The organism is Pseudomonas sp. PAMC 25886, from assembly GCF_000242655.1.
Classification (GTDB): domain Bacteria; phylum Pseudomonadota; class Gammaproteobacteria; order Pseudomonadales; family Pseudomonadaceae; genus Aquipseudomonas.
Window position 1 is genome coordinate 147,456 of sequence record NZ_AHHC01000050.1, and the last position, 20,891, is coordinate 168,346.

At 61.6% G+C, this 20,891-nt stretch carries 14 protein-coding genes; 8 read left to right on the forward strand and 6 right to left on the reverse strand.

Annotated features, from left to right (window positions below):
* The first annotated feature begins 132 nt into the window (after window positions 1-132).
* Complete coding sequence (locus MUM_RS0116230; RefSeq protein ID WP_010171616.1) at window positions 133-894, forward strand: PIG-L deacetylase family protein; 762 nt, start codon at window positions 133-135, stop codon at window positions 892-894.
* 109 nt (window positions 895-1,003) lie between these two features.
* Complete coding sequence (locus MUM_RS0116235; RefSeq protein ID WP_010171618.1) at window positions 1,004-3,529, forward strand: autotransporter family protein; 2,526 nt, start codon at window positions 1,004-1,006, stop codon at window positions 3,527-3,529.
* 113 nt (window positions 3,530-3,642) lie between these two features.
* On the opposite strand, the gene glgB is transcribed toward MUM_RS0116235, so the two are convergent.
* From glgB to MUM_RS0116250, 3 genes are all read right to left on the reverse strand, one after another.
* Entirely contained in the window at window positions 3,643-5,877 is a 2,235-nt protein-coding gene (gene glgB, locus MUM_RS0116240; protein ID WP_010171620.1) for a 1,4-alpha-glucan branching protein GlgB, read from the reverse strand.
* Complete coding sequence (gene treS, locus MUM_RS0116245) at window positions 5,874-9,221, reverse strand: maltose alpha-D-glucosyltransferase (RefSeq protein WP_010171622.1); 3,348 nt, start codon at window positions 9,219-9,221, stop codon at window positions 5,874-5,876. Before treS ends, glgB begins: the two co-directional genes overlap by 4 nt.
* A gap of 148 nt (window positions 9,222-9,369) precedes the next feature.
* Window positions 9,370-11,367, reverse strand: coding sequence for an alpha-1,4-glucan--maltose-1-phosphate maltosyltransferase (locus MUM_RS0116250; protein ID WP_010171623.1), 1,998 nt, complete (start codon window positions 11,365-11,367; stop codon window positions 9,370-9,372).
* Window positions 11,368-11,572: 205 nt separating this feature from the next.
* Between MUM_RS0116250 and MUM_RS1000000134605 the strand changes: the two genes are divergently transcribed.
* Window positions 11,573-11,731 (forward strand): hypothetical protein, encoded by a 159-nt coding sequence (locus MUM_RS1000000134605; RefSeq protein ID WP_010171624.1) that lies wholly within the window; start codon window positions 11,573-11,575, stop codon window positions 11,729-11,731.
* Between the two features lie 201 nt (window positions 11,732-11,932).
* Window positions 11,933-13,312, forward strand: coding sequence for a M10 family metallopeptidase C-terminal domain-containing protein (locus MUM_RS0116260; protein ID WP_010171625.1), 1,380 nt, complete (start codon window positions 11,933-11,935; stop codon window positions 13,310-13,312).
* A 52-nt stretch (window positions 13,313-13,364) separates the two neighbouring features.
* On the opposite strand, the gene MUM_RS0116265 is transcribed toward MUM_RS0116260, so the two are convergent.
* Window positions 13,365-13,859, reverse strand: coding sequence for an MgtC/SapB family protein (locus tag MUM_RS0116265; RefSeq protein WP_010171626.1), 495 nt, complete (start codon window positions 13,857-13,859; stop codon window positions 13,365-13,367).
* Window positions 13,860-13,978: 119 nt separating this feature from the next.
* On the opposite strand from MUM_RS0116265, the gene MUM_RS0116270 reads away from it, so the two are divergent.
* From MUM_RS0116270 to MUM_RS0116285, 4 genes are all read left to right on the forward strand, one after another.
* Entirely contained in the window at window positions 13,979-14,218 is a 240-nt protein-coding gene (locus MUM_RS0116270) for a DUF3203 family protein (RefSeq protein ID WP_010171627.1), read from the forward strand.
* Between the two features lie 184 nt (window positions 14,219-14,402).
* Window positions 14,403-15,818 (forward strand): cytochrome c oxidase accessory protein CcoG, encoded by a 1,416-nt coding sequence (gene ccoG, locus MUM_RS0116275; protein WP_029615939.1) that lies wholly within the window; start codon window positions 14,403-14,405, stop codon window positions 15,816-15,818.
* Window positions 15,819-15,926: 108 nt separating this feature from the next.
* Complete coding sequence (mapR, locus tag MUM_RS0116280; protein ID WP_010171629.1) at window positions 15,927-17,336, forward strand: GntR family transcriptional regulator MpaR; 1,410 nt, start codon at window positions 15,927-15,929, stop codon at window positions 17,334-17,336.
* 95 nt (window positions 17,337-17,431) lie between these two features.
* The gene (locus MUM_RS0116285; protein ID WP_029615940.1) at window positions 17,432-17,896 is read left to right on the forward strand and encodes a hypothetical protein; all 465 of its coding nucleotides are present in this window, start codon (window positions 17,432-17,434) and stop codon (window positions 17,894-17,896) included.
* 50 nt (window positions 17,897-17,946) lie between these two features.
* Here MUM_RS0116285 and MUM_RS0116290 read toward each other — a convergent pair whose 3' ends face one another.
* On the reverse strand, window positions 17,947-18,693 hold the full coding sequence (locus MUM_RS0116290; protein ID WP_010171632.1) for an SDR family oxidoreductase: 747 nt from the start codon (window positions 18,691-18,693) through the stop codon (window positions 17,947-17,949).
* 72 nt (window positions 18,694-18,765) lie between these two features.
* Entirely contained in the window at window positions 18,766-20,859 is a 2,094-nt protein-coding gene (locus MUM_RS0116295) for a putative bifunctional diguanylate cyclase/phosphodiesterase (RefSeq protein ID WP_010171634.1), read from the reverse strand.
* Window positions 20,860-20,891 lie beyond the last annotated feature (32 nt).

A 20,891-nucleotide genomic window follows, 5' to 3' on the forward strand; every position in this document is an offset into this window, starting at 1 on the left:
CCTTGCACGGCAATCCAGGGTTGGAACGCCGTCGCGCCGCAAGCGTCGGTTGCCCGACCCTTGTGTATCAACAAGAGCCGTCCCGACAACGGGGTACGGCCTGCACCACCGATGAACAAGGACGTGACACCCATGAAACCTGCACCGTTAACCGACAGCCGCCGGGGCCCCGCGCAAATCTGGAACAGCGCCCCGCAACTCGCGCAAATCCCTGCTATCAACCCCGCAACCCTGGTGCCCGAAGGCAGCCGCGTAGTCGTCATCGCCCCGCACCCCGGCGACGAAGTGATCGCGTGTGGCGGCCTGCTGCAATTGCTCAGCACCCGCGAATACGCCCTCCAACTGATCTCCATCACCGACGGCAGCGCCAGCCATCCGGGCTCTACCGTGTGGCCGGCCAAGCGCCTGAGCGTGGTCCGCCCCCAGGAAAGTGTCGAGGCGCTGCGACGGCTCGGTGTGCCCCTGCACAGCCTGAAATGGATTCGCGGCGGCTTTGCCGACAACGCCCTGGCCGCGCGGGAACAGCAAATGAGCCAGTTCATTGCGCGCTACCTGCAACCCGGCGACGTGGTGTTCACTACCTGGCGCAACGACGGCAACGACGACCATGACGCCGTCGGCCGCGCCGCCGCCAAAGCCTGCGCGGTCAAGGGCGTGCACCTGCACGAGCTGCCGATCTGGGCGTGGCACTGGCCGGTCCGGGAAACCGCCGCCATCCCCTGGCAACGCGCCCGCAAGGTCAGGCTCGACACCTGGAGCGTCGCCCGCAAGCTGCATGCTGCCCACGCCTACGCCAGCCAATTGGCCGGTGACCCGGAAATCGGCCTGGCGCCGATCCTCGCGCAGGTGCTGCTGGAACGGATGCGCGAACCGTACGAGATCGTGTTCCTGTAGCTGCGGCCTACTCGTCTGTACCTGTTACTTTTCACAGTAGCGGCGCTGCCCGTGCAGCGCTAACGTGAAAGCCCACGCCTGCCCCTACGGCATCCAGCGAGGGCAGATCATGACCGCACGGCTTGCTACCCTGATGCACCTGGGAATTGTCTCTTCAGCCTTGCTGGCGGGATGGCCGCTGGCTTCGCTCGCCGACTGCACCCTGGTGCCCACCGTCGGTGACGACACCTTCACCTGCAGCAGCGGCACCAGCGCAGGCGTTGTCGACACCGCCGGCAACAACACCGTGCTGTTTCCCGCCGCCGGCACTGGCGTGATCAATGGCGACGTGACATTCGGGCCAGGGCGTGACCTCGTGACCATGAACTCGGGCAGCGTCGATGGCACGGTGAACATGGGCGACGGTGCGAATATCTTCCAACTGTTCGGCGGCACGGTGACCGGCAGCATCATCCAGGGCGCCGGCAACGGGATTGTGCAAATCAGCCAGGGCAGTGCCGGGGCTGTCATTCAGGGACTGGGCAGCAATAACTTTGCCATGAGTGGCGGGACCATTGCGTCCGTGACCCAGGGCGACGGCGACAATAAAGCGACCCTGAGCACCGGCCGAATCGACGGCGACATGACGGCCGGAAATGGCAACAACGAGATCACCGTTGCCAATGGCAGCATTGGCGGCAAGATCCGCGTCGGCAACGGCGACAACGACATCATCGTCAAGGGCGGCGATATCACCGGCGGTGTTCAGGCCGGCAATGGCAACAGTATTTTTACCTGGCAAAACGCCGGGCTGATTCACGGCCCCATCGTGACAGGCAGCGGTACCGACCGGGCATTCCTGACCAGCCTGACGGAGCCGATCATTGCCTCCACGCCCCTGCTGGATGGCGGCCTGGGCGATGACTCGTTGACGTTCGACAACACCCGGGCTGCCACACCGTCGCGTTATGCCAACTGGGAAACCGTGACCCTGAACAACACCTCGGTTTTTACCCTGGGCAGCGGCACCTTCACCCTCGGCGACGCCGGCACCCACACCGGCACCCTCAACATCAATGTCGGTACGTTGCTGGTCACCCAGGGCAGCATCAGCCCGTTTACTCCCGGCCAACTCGTCAACGTCAACAACGCCGGCCTGATCGACATGACCAGCAACAGCGCCAGCGCCACCGACAGCCTGACCATCAACGGCAACTACACCGGCAACCATGGACAGTTGGCCCTGCAAAGTGTCCTGGCCGGAGACAACGCGCCCAGCGACAAGCTGGTGGTGAACACAGGCGCCATGCAAGGGAGCACCACGATCAACGTGACCAACCTCGCCGGCCCGGGCGCCATGACGGTGCAGAACGGCATCCTGGTGGTCCAGGCGGCCAACGGGGCGACGGCCAGTGACCTGGCGTTCTCCCTGAGAGGCGGTGCAGTGTCTGCCGGGGCTTACGAGTACTACCTGTACAAAGGCGGCGTCACCCCCGGCACTGCGCAAAACTGGTACTTGCGTTCGGCCATCGAAGCACCGCCACTTCCTACCCCGGAAGGGCCTGTGGGTGTGATTCCACCGGTCCCCCCCGACGGCGGCATCATTCCACCAGTCCCACCCGACGTCGGTATCTTCCCACCGGTTCCGGCCGACGGAACACCGGACACGCCGGGGATTTTCCCGGGTGAAGAACCCATTCCCATCTACCGCCCGGAAGTGGCGGACTACTCCGTGCTGTTCCCCGCCGTGCAGCAAATCGTCCAGGGCATGTTGAGTACGTATCACGAGCGCATGGGTGACCAGGGCCCGCCACAACCGACCGGTGCGGCACCTGCCGGCTGGGCCAGGGTATTTGGCAGCAGCACGCGCCAGTCTTTCTCCGGTACCGTGAGCCCGACCCTGGACAGTTCGCTGTCGGGCTTCCAGGTGGGCACCGACCTTTACGCCTGGACCTCGGACAATGGTCTGAACCAGCGCATCGGATTCTTTGTCGGCCACAGCCGCCTGACCGGGAATGTGAAGGGCTTTGCCGGTGGCTTCCAGAACACCGACACCGGCGACATTACCCTGCGCGGCGACAGCCTGGGTACCTACTGGACCCTGATGGGCGCCAACCGTGCTTACCTGGACCTGGTGGTGATGGGCACCTGGTTCGACGGCCACGACGAATCCAGTCGGGGCGTGAAATTGCAGACCAAGGGGCATAACGTGGCGGGCTCGGCAGAAGTCGGCATGCCGTTCGCCGTGTCCGCACATTGGGAGGTGGAACCGCAGGCCCAGGTGATCATTCACCGTACCTGGCTGGACAGCCAGAACGATGGCATTTCGGATATTTCGTTCAAGGCCGACACGAACGTCACCACACGCGTCGGCGTTCGCTTGCGGGGCGACTACAGGGTGGGCGGGATGCCGGTGCAACCTTATGTGCGGGCCAATGTGTGGCATGCCGGCGCGGGCACCAACACCGTCACATTCAATCGGTCGACAGATATCAATACCGACCAGCAATCCACCACGATGGACCTGAGCGCCGGGGCGACGCTGCAGGTGTGCAGTTCAGTGACGGTGTATGGCGAGGTGGGGTACAACCGGAACCTGGACAGCCTTTCGCTCAATGGGCGGGAGGGCACGATTGGGCTGAAAGTCGATTTCTAAGAAACAACAAATCCTCTATGTGGGAGCCGGGCTTGCTGTGGTGAGCCCGACGGGGGACAAGCCCCCTCACCACAACAAGCCAGCTCCCAAATTTAGCCTTTATCGTCTGGGCATCAGCCTTCCGGCCGCAGGATCAACACACCCAACGGAGGCAGGTTCAACGACAGCGACAACGGCTGCCCATGCTTGGGCTCATCCTCCGTAAACGCCCCGCCACCATTGCCGAAGTTGGAACCGGCATAGGTATCGGCGTCGCTGTTGATCACCTCGCTCCAGCGCCCGGCAAACGGCACGCCGACCTTGTAGGCCTCGCGCGGCACCGGTGTGAAGTTGGCCACCACCAGCACCGGCCGGCCGTCCTTGCTCCAGCGCAGCCAGGCATAGACGCTGTTGATGGCGTCATCCCCGATCAGCCACTGGAAGCCTTGAGGCGCGTCGTCCTGGTCATGCAGCGCGGGCTCTTCGCGGTACAGGCGGTTGAGGTCGCCCACCAGCTTCTGCACGCCCCGGTGTTCCGGGTATTGCAGCAGGTACCAGTCCAGTTGCTGATCGTGGTTCCATTCACGCCATTGGCCAAACTCGCAGCCCATGAACAACAGCTTCTTGCCCGGGTGCATCCACATGAAGCTCAGGTAGGCCCGCAGGTTGGCAAATTTCTGCCAGCGGTCACCGGGCATCTTGTCGATCAGCGAGTGTTTGCCGTGCACCACTTCGTCGTGGGAAATCGGCAGGATAAAGCGCTCGGACCAGGCATACACCAAACCGAAACTCAGCTCGTTATGATGATGGGCGCGGTACACCGGGTCTTGCTGGATGTAGTGCAGCGAATCGTGCATCCAGCCCATGTTCCACTTGTAGTTGAAACCCAGGCCGCCCTGTTGGGTTGGCTGGCTCACGCCCGGCCAGGCGGTGGATTCCTCGGCGATCACCAGCGCGCCGGGGGCTTCCAGGGCCACCACGTCGTTGAGGTGACGCAGGAAGTCGATGGCTTCGAGGTTCTCCCGCCCGCCATGGCGGTTCGGTACCCATTCGCCGGCCTTGCGCGAATAGTCGCGATACAGCATCGACGCCACGGCATCCACCCGCAGGCCGTCGATATGGAAATGCTTGAGCCAGTGCAACGCCGACGCCAGCATGAAGCCGTGGACTTCGGTGCGGCCGAGGTTGTAGATCAGGGTGTCCCAATCCTGGTGGAAGCCTTCCAGCGGGTTGGCGTATTCGTACAACGCAGTGCCGTCGAATTGCGCCAGGCCATGGGTATCGGTCGGGAAATGCGCCGGCACCCAATCGAGGATCACGCCAATATCAGCCTGATGGCAGGCGTTGACGAAAAACGCGAAATCATCCGGCGAGCCGAAGCGCGCCGTCGGGGCAAATTGCGAGAGGGCCTGGTAACCCCAGGAGCCGCCGAACGGGTGCTCCATGATCGGCATCAGTTCGATATGGGTGAAACCCAGTTGCTGCACATAGGGAATCAACCGCTCGGCCAGCTCGCGCCACGTGTACTGGCGGGCCACTTCGCCGACTTCATCCAGTTCGCACTGCCACGAGCCGGGATGCAGCTCGTAGATCGACAACGGCGCGCTGGGCTTTTGCCGCTCGCCGCGGGACTGCATCCAGTCGTGGTCCTGCCAGTCGACTTGCAGCGGCGAAGCGACTTTGGAGGCGGTGTCCGGCGGCATCTGCGTGGCGAGGGCCATCGGGTCGGCCTTGAGCGGCAGAATCCCGTGAGCCCCGAGGATTTCGTATTTGTAAGCGGCGCCCGGTTGCAGGCGCGGGATAAAGATTTCCCAGACCCCGGACGGGTGGCGCAGGCGCATCGGATGACGGCGCCCGTCCCAGACGTTGAAGTCACCCACCACCGACACCCGGCGGGCATTCGGTGCCCACACCGCAAAGCGCACGCCCTGGACGCCGTCGACGCTGGTCACCTGTGCACCGAGGCAACTGCTGAGGTCGCGGTGATTGCCTTCGGCGAACAGGTACAGGTCCATCTCGCCCAGCAACAGCTGGCTGAAGCTGTAAGGGTCTTCCGTGATCTGTTCACCGCCGGCCCACTGGATCTTCAGCAGGTACGCCTGGCGGCTGCCGAAATGCCCGACAAACAGGCCTGGCACTTGAGTCGCGTCGAGGCTGCCGATGTGCTCGCCGCTGTCCTTGGCCAGTACCTGGACGCTCAAGGCTTCAGGCAGGAAGGCGCGAATGAATTGGCCGCCCTGCTCGTCATCATGGGGCCCGAGGATTGAAAACGGGTCATGGTGCTCTGCGCGCACCAGCGCCTCGATGTCCTTGGACGCTGGCATCGCAGTCAACTTTGGCTGCAGCGGTTCTTTGCTTGTAAAACTCATGACGTCTCCCCACCGCGTGCAGTTTTCGATATTGGTTTCAACCCGCTGAGCAGCCCGTGCAAACCTTGCAACGGCACCGGCAACCAGCTCGGGCGATTCTCTGCTTCGTAGGCCACTTCGTACGCGGCCTTCTCCAGGCTGAACAACGCCAGCGCTGCGTCCTGGCCTTTGGCATCCTGCCAGTCATGGCCCAGTGTAGTCGTGGCCGCGTGGTAGGCCTGGATAAATGCCTGTCTGGCCTCATGCAAATAGCGATCCGCGACCCGCTGCCGGGACGCATTGGCTTCAGGCGACTGGTCGACGCCCTGCACATTCACCGCCATGGCCGCCGCGTAATCAAACGAGCGCAGCACCCCGCTCACGTCCTTGTACGGGCTGTGTTTGCCGCGACGTTCATGCAGCGGTCGCGCCGGTTCGCCCTCAAAATCAATCAAGTAGGCATCGCCCTTGACCACCAGTACCTGGCCCAGGTGCAGGTCGCCATGCACGCGAATGCGCAACCCGCCCACCGTGGCTTTCGCCAGGTCCTGAACATGACTGGCAATCGCCTTTTTCTGCTCCAGTAAAGCACTGACCAATGCCTGGTCAGCAGGGTTCAACTGGGTTTGATGCTGTTTGAGCAACTGCAGCGCGCGGTCGATTTGTGCACCCACGTGCCTGGCCCAGCCCTGGCTATCCTTGAGGGAAGTAACCTCGGGTTTGAAGGCCTTGTTAGTGGTCGGCGCGGCCAGCACCTGGTGCATTTCACCCAGGCGCTGGCCGAGCAAGCCGGCGAAGTCCGCCAGTTCGCCAAGAGCGTTGTAGTGCTGCTCCTGCTCGGACATGGCTTCTGCCAGTTCGTCGCGAATCGCCCGCTCCAGGTTGTTCTGGGTCCAGCCCCAGGCATCGCCCTGGTTGCTCAGGTAACCCTGGGCAATCATCAGCAGGTTGTCCTGGCCATCGGCGTCGTGGCGTATCACCGAGCCCAGCAGCGGCGAGATATGTTCGTAGCCGGCTTCCGTCAGGTAGGCGCCCATTTCCAGCTCCGGGTGCACACCCGCGCTGACTTTGCGGATCAGCTTGAGCACCAGGCTGCCGCCCACTACCACCGAACTGTTGGACTGTTCGGCGGCGAGGTAACGCACTTCCGATTCGTCGTTCAATTCCAGTTTGGCCAACTGCGCCGTGGGCTCGAAGCGAATCTCGCCGTCGGTGGAACTGAGCACGGTGTTGGCCTGCAAGCCCTGGATCACGGCGCGGATATAGGTGTCGAGGCTGAACGCGTCCGTCACCAAACCGACCTGGCGCACCCGCCGCACACGGGCAAGCGCCAGTTGTTGCGGCAAGGCGCTGGTGAACTGGTCTTCACCCAGGAAGCCGAATGGCAACTGATAACGGCTGACCTGCCCGGCACTGGTGACTTCAATCTCACTGAGCAACACCGGGTGCTGCGGGTCGCCAAAACGCACGCCGTAGGCGATGTGCACGCTATCAATCGCCGTGTCCTTGCTGGCAAACCAGCGGCGCTTGGGCAGCCACGCCGGCAAGGCATTTTGTTCCAGGGTGGTGCGGCATGGCGCTTCGAGCAGTTCTTCCAGGCGCTTTTTCAGCACCAGGGTGGTGAAGTCCGGGATGCTTTGCGCCGGCTCCACGTGCCAGCTCGGCATCTGGTTTTCCGCCGCGAGCACGAACCAGTAGAAGCCATACGGCGCCAGGGTCAGCAGGAAATTCAGCTGGCCAATGGGCGGGAATGCGTTGCCGCCGAGCATCTCTACCGGGACCATGCCGGCGAACGCCGAGAGGTCCAGCTCCGCCGCCTGGGCGCTGCGGGACACGTTGGCCACGCAGAGGATGATCTCGCTCTTGCCATCGGCGCCCGTGTATTCACGGGTATAGGCCAGGATGCGGCGATTGCTCGGCGAGAGCATTTTCAGGCTGCCGCGACCAAACGCCTTGGACTGTTTGCGCACGGCCAACATGCGCCGGGTCCAGTTCAGCAACGAGTGCGGGTCCTGGGTCTGGGTTTCGACGTTGACCGATTGGTAGCCGTATTGCGGGTCCATGATCGGCGGCAACACCAGGCTCGCCGGGTCGGCGCGGGAGAAGCCGCCGTTGCGGTCGATGGACCATTGCATCGGGGTGCGCACGCCGTCGCGGTCGCCAAGGTAGATGTTGTCGCCCATGCCGATTTCATCGCCGTAGTACAGGGTCGGCGTGCCCGGCATCGACAGCAGCAGGCTATTGAGCAGCTCGATGCGTCGGCGGTCACGCTCCATCAACGGCGCGAGGCGGCGACGAATCCCCAGGTTGATCCGCGCGCGGCGGTCGGCGGCGTAATAATTCCAGAGGTAGTCACGTTCTTTGTCGGTGACCATTTCCAGGGTCAGTTCATCGTGGTTGCGCAGGAAGATTGCCCACTGGCAATTGGCCGGAATTTCCGGGGTCTGGCGCAGAATGTCGGTGATCGGGAAACGGTCTTCCTGGGCCAGCGCCATGTACATGCGCGGCATCAGCGGGAAGTGGAAGGCCATGTGGCATTCGTCGCCGTCATCGCCCTTCTTGTCACCGAAGTACAGTTGCGTGTCTTCCGGCCACTGGTTGGCTTCGGCCAGCAGCATGCGGTCCGGGTAGTTGGCGTCGATCTCGGCGCGAATCTGCTTGAGGACGTCGTGGGTTTCCGGGAGGTTTTCGTTGTTGGTGCCGTCGCGTTCGATCAGGTACGGGATGGCGTCCAGGCGCAGGCCGTCAATGCCCATGTCGAGCCAGTAGCGCATCACCGACAGCACGGCTTTCATCACCTGCGGGTTGTCGAAGTTGAGGTCCGGCTGGTGGGAATAAAAGCGGTGCCAGAAGTACTGGCCGGCGACCGGGTCCCAGGTCCAGTTGGACTTTTCGGTGTCGAGGAAAATGATCCGGGTGCCGTCGTATTTCTGGTCGTCATCGGACCACACGTAGAAGTCCCGCGCGGCCGAGCCGGGCTTGGCCTTGCGCGCACGCTGGAACCACGGGTGCTGGTCCGAGGTGTGGTTGATGACCAGTTCGGTGATCACCCGCAGCCCGCGTTTGTGGGCTTCGGCGATAAAGCGCTTGGCGTCGGCCATGGTCCCGTAGTCGCTGTGCACGCCACGGTATTCGGCGATGTCGTAGCCGTCGTCGCGGCGGGGCGAGGGATAAAACGGCAGCAGCCAGATGGTGTTCACGCCGAGGTCGGCGATGTAGTCGAGCTTGGCGATCAGCCCGGGAAAGTCACCGATACCATCGTTGTTGGAGTCGAAATAGGATTTGACGTGAACCTGATAAATCACCGCGTCCTTGTACCAGAGCGGGTCTTTGATAAAGGTGGCAGCCTTGGGTTTCTTCGCCATTGGAAACTCCTGGAAAATTCGTGGGGTCGCTGATCGTTCCCACGCTCTGCGTGGGAATGCCTGTTGCGACGCTCCGCGTCACGCTTGGGGACGCAGAGCGTCCGGGGCTGCATTCCCACGCGGAGCGTGGGAACGATCTCAATCAGCTTCAGGAAACGGTAATGCGCCAGATACCAAACGGCTGGTGCCACGGTTCGATCCGCATCCACTGGGTCTTGCCGTACCAGGTCCAACGGTGGCCGGTCATCAAATCCTCGCCCTGAGTCTGGGCGTCGTCCGGCAAGCCCATCTCCCACAGCGGCAACTCGAAATTGGCCTCCTGGGCGTTGAACGGGTCGAGGCTCACGGCAACCAGAATAAAGTTGCTGCCGTCCTCGCTGCGTTTGCCGAAGTACAGGATGTTGTCGTTCCACGCGTTGTAGAGCGTCAGCCCGAGGTGCGTCTGCAGCGCCGGGTTTTGTCGGCGGATGCGGTTGAGCTGGGCGATCTCGGCAATGATGTTGCCGGGCGCTGTGAAGTCCCGTGGGCGGATCTCGTATTTCTCCGAGTCCAGGTACTCTTCCTTGCCTGGCACCGGGGCCGCTTCGCACAGTTCAAAGCCGGAATACATGCCCCACAGGCCGGAACCCATGGTGGCCAGCGCGGCACGGATCAAGAAGCCGGCGCGGCCGGACTCATGCAGGAAACCCGGGTTGATGTCCGGCGTATTGACGAAGAAGTTCGGCCGGAAGCACTCGCGCCACGGGGATTCGTTCAGCTCGCTCAGGTACTCGCTCAACTCGGCCTTGGTGTTGCGCCAGGTGAAGTAGGTGTAGCTCTGGGAGTAACCGACCTTGCCCAGGCGCGCCATCATCGCCGGGGTGGTGAAGGCTTCGGCGAGGAAGATCACCTCCGGGTACTTGGAACGCACATCGCTGATCAGCCATTGCCAGAACGGCAGTGGCTTGGTGTGGGGGTTGTCGACACGAAAGGTCTTCACGCCCTCTTCCACCCAGCCGACCACGATGTCGCGCAACTCGACCCACAGGCTGGGGATAGCGTCCGCGGCGTAGAAGTCGACGTTGACGATGTCCTGGTACTTCTTCGGCGGGTTCTCGGCGTATTTGATCGTGCCGTCGGGCCGCCAGTTGAACCAGCCCGGATGCTGCTTGAGCCACGGGTGGTCCTGAGAGCACTGGATGGCAAAATCCAGGGCGATTTCCAGGCCATGTTCGGCTGCGGCCTTGACCAGGTTACGGAAGTCTTCGCGGGTGCCCAGCTGCGAATGGATGGCCTCATGGCCGCCTTCTTCGCTGCCGATGGCGTACGGGCTGCCCGGATCATCCGGCCCGGCGGTCAGGGAATTGTTCTTGCCCTTGCGATGGCTGCGGCCGATGGGATGAATCGGCGGGAAATACAGCACGTCAAAGCCCATGTCATGGATCATCGACAGCCGTGAGTGCACATCGTTAAAGGTGCCATGGCGCGCAGGATCATCGGTGATCGAGCGGGGAAACAGCTCGTACCAGCTGGCAAACTGCGCCGCCTCGCGCTCTACATCAATCGGGTATACCGCACTGATGCTCAAATAGGCGCGGTGGTCGGCCTGGGTCATCAGGTGTGCACTGTCTTCGTGCAGGAACAGCGCGACTTGCTCGGTTTCCAGCAGGCCGGAGAGTTCGTGGTGCAGCAGCATCAGGCGGTCGCGCAATTCGTTGTCGCTGCGCTCGGCGGCTTGCAGTACCTGGCTGCGGCCTTCCTGCAATTCCAGGCTGACGGGCACACCGGCCTCGTGTTTCTTGCTCAATTCGTAGCGGAAGCTGGCAAACGTGTCGATCCAGGCTTCGATGCAATACTCATGCGGGCCCTGGGTGGTCACGGTGAACGCACCTTCCCAGCCGTTGTTGCCAACATCGGTCATTACCACGCTGTGCCAGCTTTCTTCACTGCGCGGGCGCCAGCGGATCAGCACCGCGAGCTTGTCGTGGCCGTCGGCAAACACCTTGCTGGCGACCTGGACGCGCTGGCCGACCACAGCCTTGACGGCAAACTCGCCGCCATCGATGACCGGGGTGGTGCTTTCAATCGCAATCCTTGGCAGCAACAGTGCCTGGGACAGCGGTAACGTAGAGGTTGAATCATCGTGCGTCAGTGTTTCAGCAGTCATCGAGCATCTCCCCTTAACGCCCAGTGGACGCTCTTGTGCCTGATCCAAATTCTGAAACGGCACCGCTCTCCCTGAGCAGGGCCGTATAGGTTCCGAGCGTGCCGGCGGATGAAAAGTTCAGGTGAATATGCCGCCATCGGGCGGGGAATCAAATCCGTCGCCCGATTGTCCACCGATAGAGCAAAGCACAAAGGAGGCCACACCGATGAATATCCCGATCCCGGCTGAAACCCCGGACCCGAACATTGACACGCCCACCCTGCCACCGACCGAACCGGACCCGATTCCCGAGCAGGAACCGCCTGGCACTCAGCCACCACCGGTGGAGGAACCGCCGACGACCATGCCACCGGTGATTGTGTAAACCCTGGTATGAACCACAGGGGAGCGCCATGCTCCAGAGGGCTGGCAGCATGGCAAACCCTCCCCACCTCACCTGATATACGAAACTTCCCACACCTCACAGGGACACTTCTTAGTGCTCCCCCGCTCTACGGACATCAGTCTTGTCACGCAATGGCCCCGGTACCTGGCGGCCTGGCAACCCTTAACGCGAGACAAGACCATGTCGATAAGCACAACTCAGCCGTCCGGCAGTACGGCATACCAACAAATCGAAGACTTTAAGCACCGGGATGATCGCGGGGGCGACATAGAGCGTAATGGCCTGAAGTCCAAGACCTCGGAGCAAGCGACCCAGACGTTGACGCGTTCGCATAAGGGCTTTAATGACAAGAACAGCGATGGCACGACACGGGTCACTTATTCATTTGTGCCTGCATCCAAAAAGCCTCAGGGCGAACAAGGCAACTATCAGGGCGTTAGCAACATCGATGAAAAACAGCAAACCCAGACCCGGGATGCTTTGAATACTTGGTCAGATGTCACCAACCTCAAGTTTGTCGAAGGGCCCAAAGACAAGGACAGTGAAGGCCACATTGCCTTTGGCAGTTTTAACAAGACGAAAATCAACAAAGAGTTCAAGCCGTTTGCCCCCCATACCGTCCACCCGAATGCCAGCGACCCGAATGCCCAAATCTGGACAAAACCCAAGGACACCGAAGGCCCCGCCGGCAAAGCCATCCTGATCCACGAGATTGGTCACGCAATAGGCCTCGACCACCCAGGCAACTATGGCAAGGAGTACCGGGAGAAAAAGCTCGGTTATAAGGAAGATTCAAAAACCCACTCCATCATGAGCACCTATCACCACGGCAATCCGCCGCAGACACCGATGATTGACGACATCGCGGCCATGCAGGGCAAATACGGCGCCAATTACGAAACCCGCAAAGACGACACGACCTACGGTTTCAACTCAAATGCCAATCGCGCCGCCTTCAGGCTCAACTCGGAAAAGGACACGATGAGGGTCGCCATTTGGGACGGCGGTGGCAACGACACGCTGGACTTCTCCGGCTACAAGACAGACCAGAAGATCAACCTCAACGAAGGTACTTTTTCCAATGTAGGCGGGGCGGATCGAAACGTGGGGATCGCTTACGGCGCGGTCATCGAAAATGCCACAGGTGGCCAGGGCAACGACTTGATACTCGGCAACGACGTTGCCAATGAACTCCATGGCGGCGCCGGCGATGACGTGATAGCGGGCGGCAAAGGGGCCGACACGTTATGGGGCGGCAAAGGTTCCGATGTCTTTGTCTATGGCAACGTAAGCGAATCGAGTTGGCCCACGGACCCCGACCAGATCATGGACTTCGAGAGCGGCAAAGACAAAGTGGATATATCGGGCATTCGCCAGGAGCTGGGGTTGCCGCTCAGGCAGGTGGAAGTGCAGGCTGGCACTTTATACGCCGGAGAATATTCCATTGCGTACGACCCGAAAGAAGACCTCAGCACATTGCGCGTGCGCGGCAAGCACGCGGGAGAGAGCCTGATGGTGCATGTCCATGGGCGATTGCAACCTGGCGATATCGTGACCTGAACCAAGGCGACGGATTGAGCCAGAGCAACCTCAACGCAAGGCCGGGCTCCAGCTAATCCTTCTCCAGCAACCTGACGATCCTTGGCATCACGCTGAACACCATCAGCGCCAGCACCGTACTCAACACCGCCGTCGACTCACGCCCCATCCCGGCCGCGACGCCAATGGCAGCGGTCATCCAAAGGCCGGCGGCGGTGGTCAGGCCTTTGACGTGCTGGCCCTCCTCGTCTTCCTTGCCCTTGAGGATGGTACCGGCGCCGAGAAAACCAATGCCCGCAATCACACCTTGCAACACGCGGCTCATGGCGTCGGCCTGGGAGCCGGACAAATTCGGCACCAACACGAACAGCGCTGCCCCCATGGCCACCAGCATATGGGTGCGCACCCCGGCGGCCTTGCCCTTCTGTTCACGTTCAAAACCCAGAATGCCGCCCAGAATGGCCGCAATCAACAACCGTACGGTGATCTGTGTCAGTTGCCGGGCATCGCCAATGTCGGCAAATTCAGCTTGCAGGGTTTGCCAGACTTCATGCCACCAAGCGTCCATGGTCGTGTCCTTTCAAGGGTCGATACGGGATGGACAACGCCGACCGTCAGTCAGTTGCGCAGAACCATTCATCCACGGGCAACGCCTAACCCTCAATACCCCTGGAAAAGGACAGCACCATGCCCGTACGTATCGAAAACCAGACTTGTTACTTCAAGGTCGATGAGCACGGCGACGAACAAAGCCTCCCCGCCACCGATGTCACGGTGATTACCGACAGCGCCAAGTCCATGTCAGCCGTGGAGTTGAACGGCGATCGCGTCTACATCACCGAAGCAGAAGCCGACGCTTTGACCGTCGCAGGTGCCACCGACGGCCGTAAGCATCTGAAGGCCACCGACGGTGATTCGGTGATTTGATTGACCTGGATCATCCCCCCCGCAAAAGTGCTGCACCCCACGCGCCACAGGGTGCAGCACATTGTCGCAGGCGCGCATCAAAGGCCCATCTGATCCGCTTTTAATCGCCATACCTGAGCCTGTTATGCAAACAGAGCGCCGGTCATAGTTCATCTGCCTGATGGAGGCTGATGAGCGAAAGACCATGAGCGATAGAATCCCCGTCCGAACCGTAGAAATGTATGAGCCTGCGCATCCAAAGAAGATGAAGGCCACCTCCAGCGACAACCTGATTCACACCCGCAGCTTCACGGGCCTGTTCCGAACCTTGCGCGTGGTGGGCGCGGGCTTTCTGTTCCTGGCGTTTTTCGGCACCGTGTGGCTGAACTGGGGCGGACGCCAGGCCGTTCTGTGGGACCTGGCTGAAAGCAAATTCCACATTTTTGGCGCGACGTTCTGGCCCCAGGACTTCATCCTGCTGTCGGCGCTGTTGATCATCTGTGCGTTCGGCCTGTTCGCGATCACGGTGTTCGCAGGCCGCGTGTGGTGCGGCTATACCTGCCCGCAAAGCTCGTTTACCTGGCTGTTCATGTGGTGCGAAAAAGTCACCGAAGGCGAGCGCAACCAGCGCATCAAGCTGCAAGCCGCGCCCTGGAGCTTGAACAAGCTGGCCAGGCGTTCGGCCAAGCACACCCTGTGGCTGGGCATCAGCGTGCTGACCGGCCTGACGTTTGTCGGCTACTTCACGCCGATCCGCCCCTTGGCCGAAGAACTGCTGACCTGGCAGATGGGCGGCGTGAGCCTGTTCTGGGTGCTGTTTTTTACCGGCGCCACCTACCTCAACGCCGGCTGGCTGCGCGAAGCAGTGTGCATGCACATGTGCCCGTATGCGCGGTTCCAGAGTGTGATGTTCGACAAGGACACCCTGACCATTTCCTATGACGTGGCCCGTGGCGAGCACCGCGGCCCGCGCAAACGTGATGTGCAACCGGCGGACGTCGGCCTGGGTGACTGCATCGACTGCCAACTGTGCGTGCAGGTATGCCCCACCGGCATCGACATCCGCGACGGCCTGCAAATGGAATGCATCGGCTGCGCCGCGTGCATCGACGCCTGTGATTCGATCATGGACAAAATGGGCTATGCCCGCGGCCTGGTCAGCTATACCTCGGAACATCAGTTGCAAGGGGGCAAGACCCATCTGCTCAGGCCGCGACTGATCGGCTACAGTGCCGTGTTGCTGGTGATGATCGGGGCGTTGGTGGTGGCCCTGGTCGTACGGCCGATGGTGTCGCTGGACGTCACCAAGGACCGCGGGATGTTCCGCGAGAACAGTGAAGGCCTGATCGAGAATATCTACAGCCTCAAGGTCATCAACAAGACCCAGCAGCGCCAGGATTACCGCCTGGAGCTGGTAGATGCAGACGGCTTCCAATTGCAGGGCAAGACCGACATCAGCCTGGCGCCCGGGGAAATCACCGATGTTCCGGTGTCGGTGGCGATGACCGCAGAGAAGCCGGTCAGCAGTTCCCAGACCATCCGTTTCAAGGTAACGGACGTGGATGAGCCATGGGTTTACAGCGCGGCGGATAGCCGGTTTGTGGCGCCGTTGAATCGTTAAAAACCGGGTTTCAGAAACACTGGAGATCAAATGTGGGAGCGAGCAAGCCCACTCCCACCTTTTGATCTGTGTTCAATCAGCAAAATCTGTTCAAAGCACTAGGCCCCAATGAAACGCTACGAAAAATTCGCCGACGACATCGCAGAACTGATCCGCTCCGGCGTCCTCGGCCCGGGCCAGCGCGTGCCTTCGGTGCGCTATGCCAGCCAGACCTATGGCGTCAGCCCGTCCACGGTGTTCCAGGCCTACTACCTGCTGGAGCGTCGCGGGCTTATCCGCGCCCGGCCACGCTCCGGGTACTTCGTCAACACCCATGCGCCAAGCCCGTTTTCCGAGCCGGCGGTGAGTGCCCACGTGCACGAGACCACCGAAGTGGACGTCAGCGAACTGGTGTTCTCGGTGCTCGACTCCATCAAAGACCCGCAAACCGTGCCGTTCGGCTCGGCGTTCCCCAGCCCGACGCTGTTCCCGCTGCAGCGCCTGGCCCGCTCACTGGCCAGCGCCAGCCGGGAAATGGACCCACGCATGGTGGTCACCGACATGTCGCCGGGCAACCCGCAGCTGCGCCGGCAAATCGCCCTGCGTTACATGGTCGGCGGGCTGATGCTGCCGATGGAAGAACTGTTGATCACCAACGGCGCCCTTGAGGCGCTGAACCTGTGCCTGCAAGCCGTGACCGAACCGGGCGACCTGGTAGCCATCGAAGCACCGGCGTTCTATGCCAGCCTGCAAATACTGGAACGCCTGAAACTCAAGGCGGTGGAAATTCCCGTGCACCCGCGCGACGGCATTGACCTCAAGGTGCTCGCCCAAAGCCTGGAACGCTACCCGATCAAGGCCTGCTGGTGCATGACCAGCTTCCAGAACCCCATGGGCGCAACCATGCCCGAGGCAAAAAAACAGGAACTGGTGGAATTGCTGCGCAGCCATCAGGTGCCGCTGATCGAAGACGATGTGTACGCCGAGTTGTACTACGGCCAACAGGCTCCGAAACCGGCCAAGGCGTTCGACACCGAAGGCCTGGTGATGCACTGCGGGTCTTTCGCCAAAAGCCTGGCCCCCGGCTACCGCATTGGCTGGGTCGCCGCAGGGCGTTATGCGCAGAAGATCGAGCGCCTGAAGCTGATGACCTCGCTGTGCGCCTCGATGCCGGCCCAGGCGGCGATTGCCGATTACCTGCAACACGGCGGCTACGACCGGCACCTGCGCAAGTTGCGGTATGCGCTGGAAGAACAGCAAAGCGCCATGCTCGCCGCCATCGCGCGTTATTTCCCGGCGCAGACACGGGTCAGCCAGCCCGCCGGCGGTTACTTCCTGTGGCTGGAATTGCCGGAACAGACCGACTCATTGAAGTTGTTCCAGATGGCGTTGGCCCAGGGCATCAGCATCGCGCCGGGGCCGATTTTTTCGCCGACGCAGCGCTTCAGGAACTGCATTCGTCTGAATTACGGCAGCCCTTGGGATGAGTCGTGTGAAAAGGCGATGGAAACGCTGGGGAAGATTGTGCGTTCGTTTTAAAGTCTTGGAACCAAACAGGGTGCCGGACCACACAGGAGCGCGGCATTTCGTTGAACAGGAAATGTCCGTTCTCTGGTTCAAATCAAAGGTAATCGATGAAGATCTCCCCTCCAGCCGGCCTGAGGCTGCTACCGATCCCTCCCAACTACATGCGTGCCGCAGAACAAGGCCAGGTACGTGAGATGACCGGCCCAATGGGTCTGCCTGTCGGCGACCTTCGTTCGGCAGAAAGGATCATCGAACAGAGTCTGGTGCTAAGCGGTTTCCTTCGGCGTTACGATCACCTGGCCATAGGCGATGACCTCAAACGGCAAGTCGGCGACTGGACCGAAGCCAATCCGGATCCAGACTCACGCGCCGATGCCGCCTACAACCTGGACAAAGTGCTGCGGTTCATTGACAACCTCAACGACCGCAAGCTGAACGCCAGTCACACTCGAAACGGGGTGGTAGATGGCTTTTCTGACTCAGGCTATAGCACCCAGGACAACTCGGAGGCCAGGCTACTCAGCGAGTTCTCGAACAGGGGCTACACAGTGCTGCGTTGGGCCGGCTACTGAGCTACTGAGCGTGTGGCAAGGGCTTGCCCCTTGCCACAACGAGCACAGACCTAGCGACCGCCCGCCAGGTCAATAAAGGTCCCGGTGGCATAGGACGCCTTGTCCGACAGCAGCCAGATAATCCCTTCCGCGACTTCTTCAGCACGCCCGCCACGGGCCATGGGAATCCCGGGCTCCAGCTTGCTGACCCGGTCGGGATCGCCGCTCAGGGCATGGAAGTCGGTGTAGATAAAGCCGGGACGTACACCATTGACCCGAATCCCCTCACCCGCCACTTCCTTGGAAAGCCCGAGGGTGAAGGTGTCCAGCGCGCCCTTGGATGCGGCGTAGTCGACATATTCCCCCGGCGAGCCCAGACGCGCGGCGGCCGACGACACGTTGACGATACTGCCGCCCTGCCCGCCATGCTTGGGCGACATGCGCAGCAGCGCATGCTTGGCACACAGGATCGGCCCCAACACGTTGGTTCTGAGGGTTTTCAGGATGCGGAACTCGGACATCTCATCGACCCGCGACTTGTGCCCGACGGTACCGGCGTTGTTGACCAGCGCGGTCACCCGGCCCAATTCGGTATCGACCCGGTGGAACAGGCCGATCACTTCGTCTTCGATGCTGACATCGGCCCGTACCGCAATGGCCTGGGCCCCGAGAGCGCGCACTTGCTCAAGTACGCGGTGGGCAGCGTCCTCATCGGCCTGGTAGTTGATGCAGATGCGGTAGCCCTGGGCAGCGGCCAGCAACGCCGTGGCAGCGCCGATCCCACGACTGCCGCCGGTGATGACGACGACTTTATCCATGTGTAAGGTCTCCTGATTCAACGTGAGCTGATGGATCCAATACTACCTGCGCCCCGCAGGTTTTGCATGGGCTCACGTCACCGAATGCGCACGCACCACCTGCTCGGCACTCTGGATGTCGGCCATGAACCCCTCGGCCGGCAACGGATGCCCCAGCAGATACCCCTGCAACGAATCGCAGCCCAGCCGTGTGAGGAAATTCTGCTGTACGTCAGTCTCCACGCCTTCGGCCACAATGCGCAGGCCCAGGGCCTGGCCGAGGGCGACGATGGCCGAGACAATCGCCGCGTCGTCGCTGTCGTGCTCGAGGTCGCGGACAAACCCCCGGTCGATTTTCAGCTCATTGGCCGGCAGGCGCTTGAGGTACATCAGGCTCGAATAGCCGGTGCCAAAATCGTCGATGGACAGGTCGACGCCCATGTCCGAAAGCTTCTGCAGTACCGTCATGCTCGCATCGGCATCGCTCATGGCGGTGGTTTCGGTGATTTCCAGGGTCAGGCTGTTGGCCGGCAACCGGTGACGCTCCAGGGCATTGGCAACGCTCTTCACCAGCCCGGCATGGCAGAACTGCAACGCCGACAGATTCACTGCAATGCGCCAGTCGTGGTAGCCCTGGGCGTACCACACCTGCATCTGGCGACAGGCTTCGTTGAGCACCCATTCGCCGATGGGGATGATCAGCCCGGTCTTTTCCGCCAGTTCGATAAACTTGTCCGGCAACAACAGCCCCTGTTGCGGGTGTTCCCAGCGCAGCAGCGCCTCGGCACCGACCGGGCGGCCGCTGATGGCGTCGAACTTGGGCTGGTAGTACAACCGGAACTGCTCGTGCTCCACAGCGTTGCGCAAATCCTGCAGCAGTTGCAGTTGCTTGCGCGCGTTGGTGTTCATCGAGACGTCGAAAAAGCTATAGCCGTTCTTGCCCATGCCCTTGGCGTGATACATCGCCGCGTCGGCGTTCATCAGCAGTTCCTGAGGCGTGGCGCCGTTGCCGGGGAACAGCGCAATGCCGATGCTCGCGGAAATTTTCAGCTCATGCTCGGCGACGCGGAAGGCCTGGTTGATCAGACCCACCTGGCGCTCGGCCAGGCGCAACGCATCGTCAGGCTGACCCAATTGCACCAGCAACACGAACTCGTCACCGCCGATACGGGCCAGGGTGTCCTGGCTGCGCAAGTCTTCCCGCAGACGCAGGCCCACTTGCTGCAACAACTGGTCGCCCATGTGGTGACCGAAAGCGTCGTTGACCGGTTTGAAGCCGTCCAGGTCGATAAACATCAGCGCGAAGCAACCGCCCTCTTCGTTCACCCGCTGTATCGCTTGTTGAATCCGGTCGGCAAGCAAGGTGCGGTTGGGCAAACCGGTGAGCATGTCGTGCAGGGCCAGGTGGGTCAGTTCCTGGTTGGCTTGGGTCAGCGAGTCCGCCAACACTGCGGTGCGGGCTTCCAGGCGTGCGTCCAGCAGAGACGTCAGCAGCGCAATGATCAATACCGCCAGGGTGGTCACCAGCACCAGGTTGTCCAGGCCCTTGCCACTCAAGCCGTTCAGGGCCGCGCCGCAAAAACTGCCATCGGCGAAACGCGCAGCCGCCATGCCGGTGTAGTGCATGCCAACGATCGCCACGCCCATCACCATCGCCGCACCGCCCCGGGCCAAACGCACGTAAGGCGTGTTGCGCCGCAGGTTGAAGGCAATCCACAAGGCCGCCGCCGAAGCCCCCACGGCAATCAGCAATGAGGCGGTGAACAGCGTGGGGTCGTAGTCGATACCGGGCGTCATGCGCATGGCGGCCATCCCGGTGTAGTGCATGGCGCTGATGCCGGCGCCCATGATCAAGGCGCCAAACCCGAGCTGCCAGGCCGGCAAACGCGGTTGACTGACCAGCCACAGGGCAAAACCGCTGGAAAGGATTGCGATCAGCAATGACAGCGCCGTGATCTCGATGTCATAACCCAGGCTGATCGGCAGGCGAAAGGCGAGCATGCCGATAAAGTGCATCGACCAGATACCCACCCCCATCGCCAGCGCGCCACCGCCCATCCACAGGTAGACGGCACGCCCTTTGGCCGTGGCAATGCGGCCGGTCAGGTCCAGCGCGGTATAAGACGCAAGGATCGCGACAAACAGGGAAATCAGGACGAGGGCGGGGGAATAACTACCGGTGAGCATGGGACTTCTCGTGACCAATGGGCCGAACGGCA

Coding starts and splice junctions, on each gene's coding strand:
- MUM_RS0116230 (WP_010171616.1), top strand. CDS start 133: ATGAAACCTGCACCGTTAACCGACAGCCGCCGGGGCCCCGCGCAAATC.
- MUM_RS0116235 (WP_010171618.1), top strand. CDS start 1,004: ATGACCGCACGGCTTGCTACCCTGATGCACCTGGGAATTGTCTCTTCA.
- glgB (WP_010171620.1), bottom strand. CDS start 5,877: ATGAGTTTTACAAGCAAAGAACCGCTGCAGCCAAAGTTGACTGCGATG.
- treS (WP_010171622.1), bottom strand. CDS start 9,221: ATGGCGAAGAAACCCAAGGCTGCCACCTTTATCAAAGACCCGCTCTGG.
- MUM_RS0116250 (WP_010171623.1), bottom strand. CDS start 11,367: ATGACTGCTGAAACACTGACGCACGATGATTCAACCTCTACGTTACCG.
- MUM_RS1000000134605 (WP_010171624.1), top strand. CDS start 11,573: ATGAATATCCCGATCCCGGCTGAAACCCCGGACCCGAACATTGACACG.
- MUM_RS0116260 (WP_010171625.1), top strand. CDS start 11,933: ATGTCGATAAGCACAACTCAGCCGTCCGGCAGTACGGCATACCAACAA.
- MUM_RS0116265 (WP_010171626.1), bottom strand. CDS start 13,859: ATGGACGCTTGGTGGCATGAAGTCTGGCAAACCCTGCAAGCTGAATTT.
- MUM_RS0116270 (WP_010171627.1), top strand. CDS start 13,979: ATGCCCGTACGTATCGAAAACCAGACTTGTTACTTCAAGGTCGATGAG.
- ccoG (WP_029615939.1), top strand. CDS start 14,403: ATGAGCGATAGAATCCCCGTCCGAACCGTAGAAATGTATGAGCCTGCG.
- mapR (WP_010171629.1), top strand. CDS start 15,927: ATGAAACGCTACGAAAAATTCGCCGACGACATCGCAGAACTGATCCGC.
- MUM_RS0116285 (WP_029615940.1), top strand. CDS start 17,432: ATGAAGATCTCCCCTCCAGCCGGCCTGAGGCTGCTACCGATCCCTCCC.
- MUM_RS0116290 (WP_010171632.1), bottom strand. CDS start 18,693: ATGGATAAAGTCGTCGTCATCACCGGCGGCAGTCGTGGGATCGGCGCT.
- MUM_RS0116295 (WP_010171634.1), bottom strand. CDS start 20,859: ATGCTCACCGGTAGTTATTCCCCCGCCCTCGTCCTGATTTCCCTGTTT.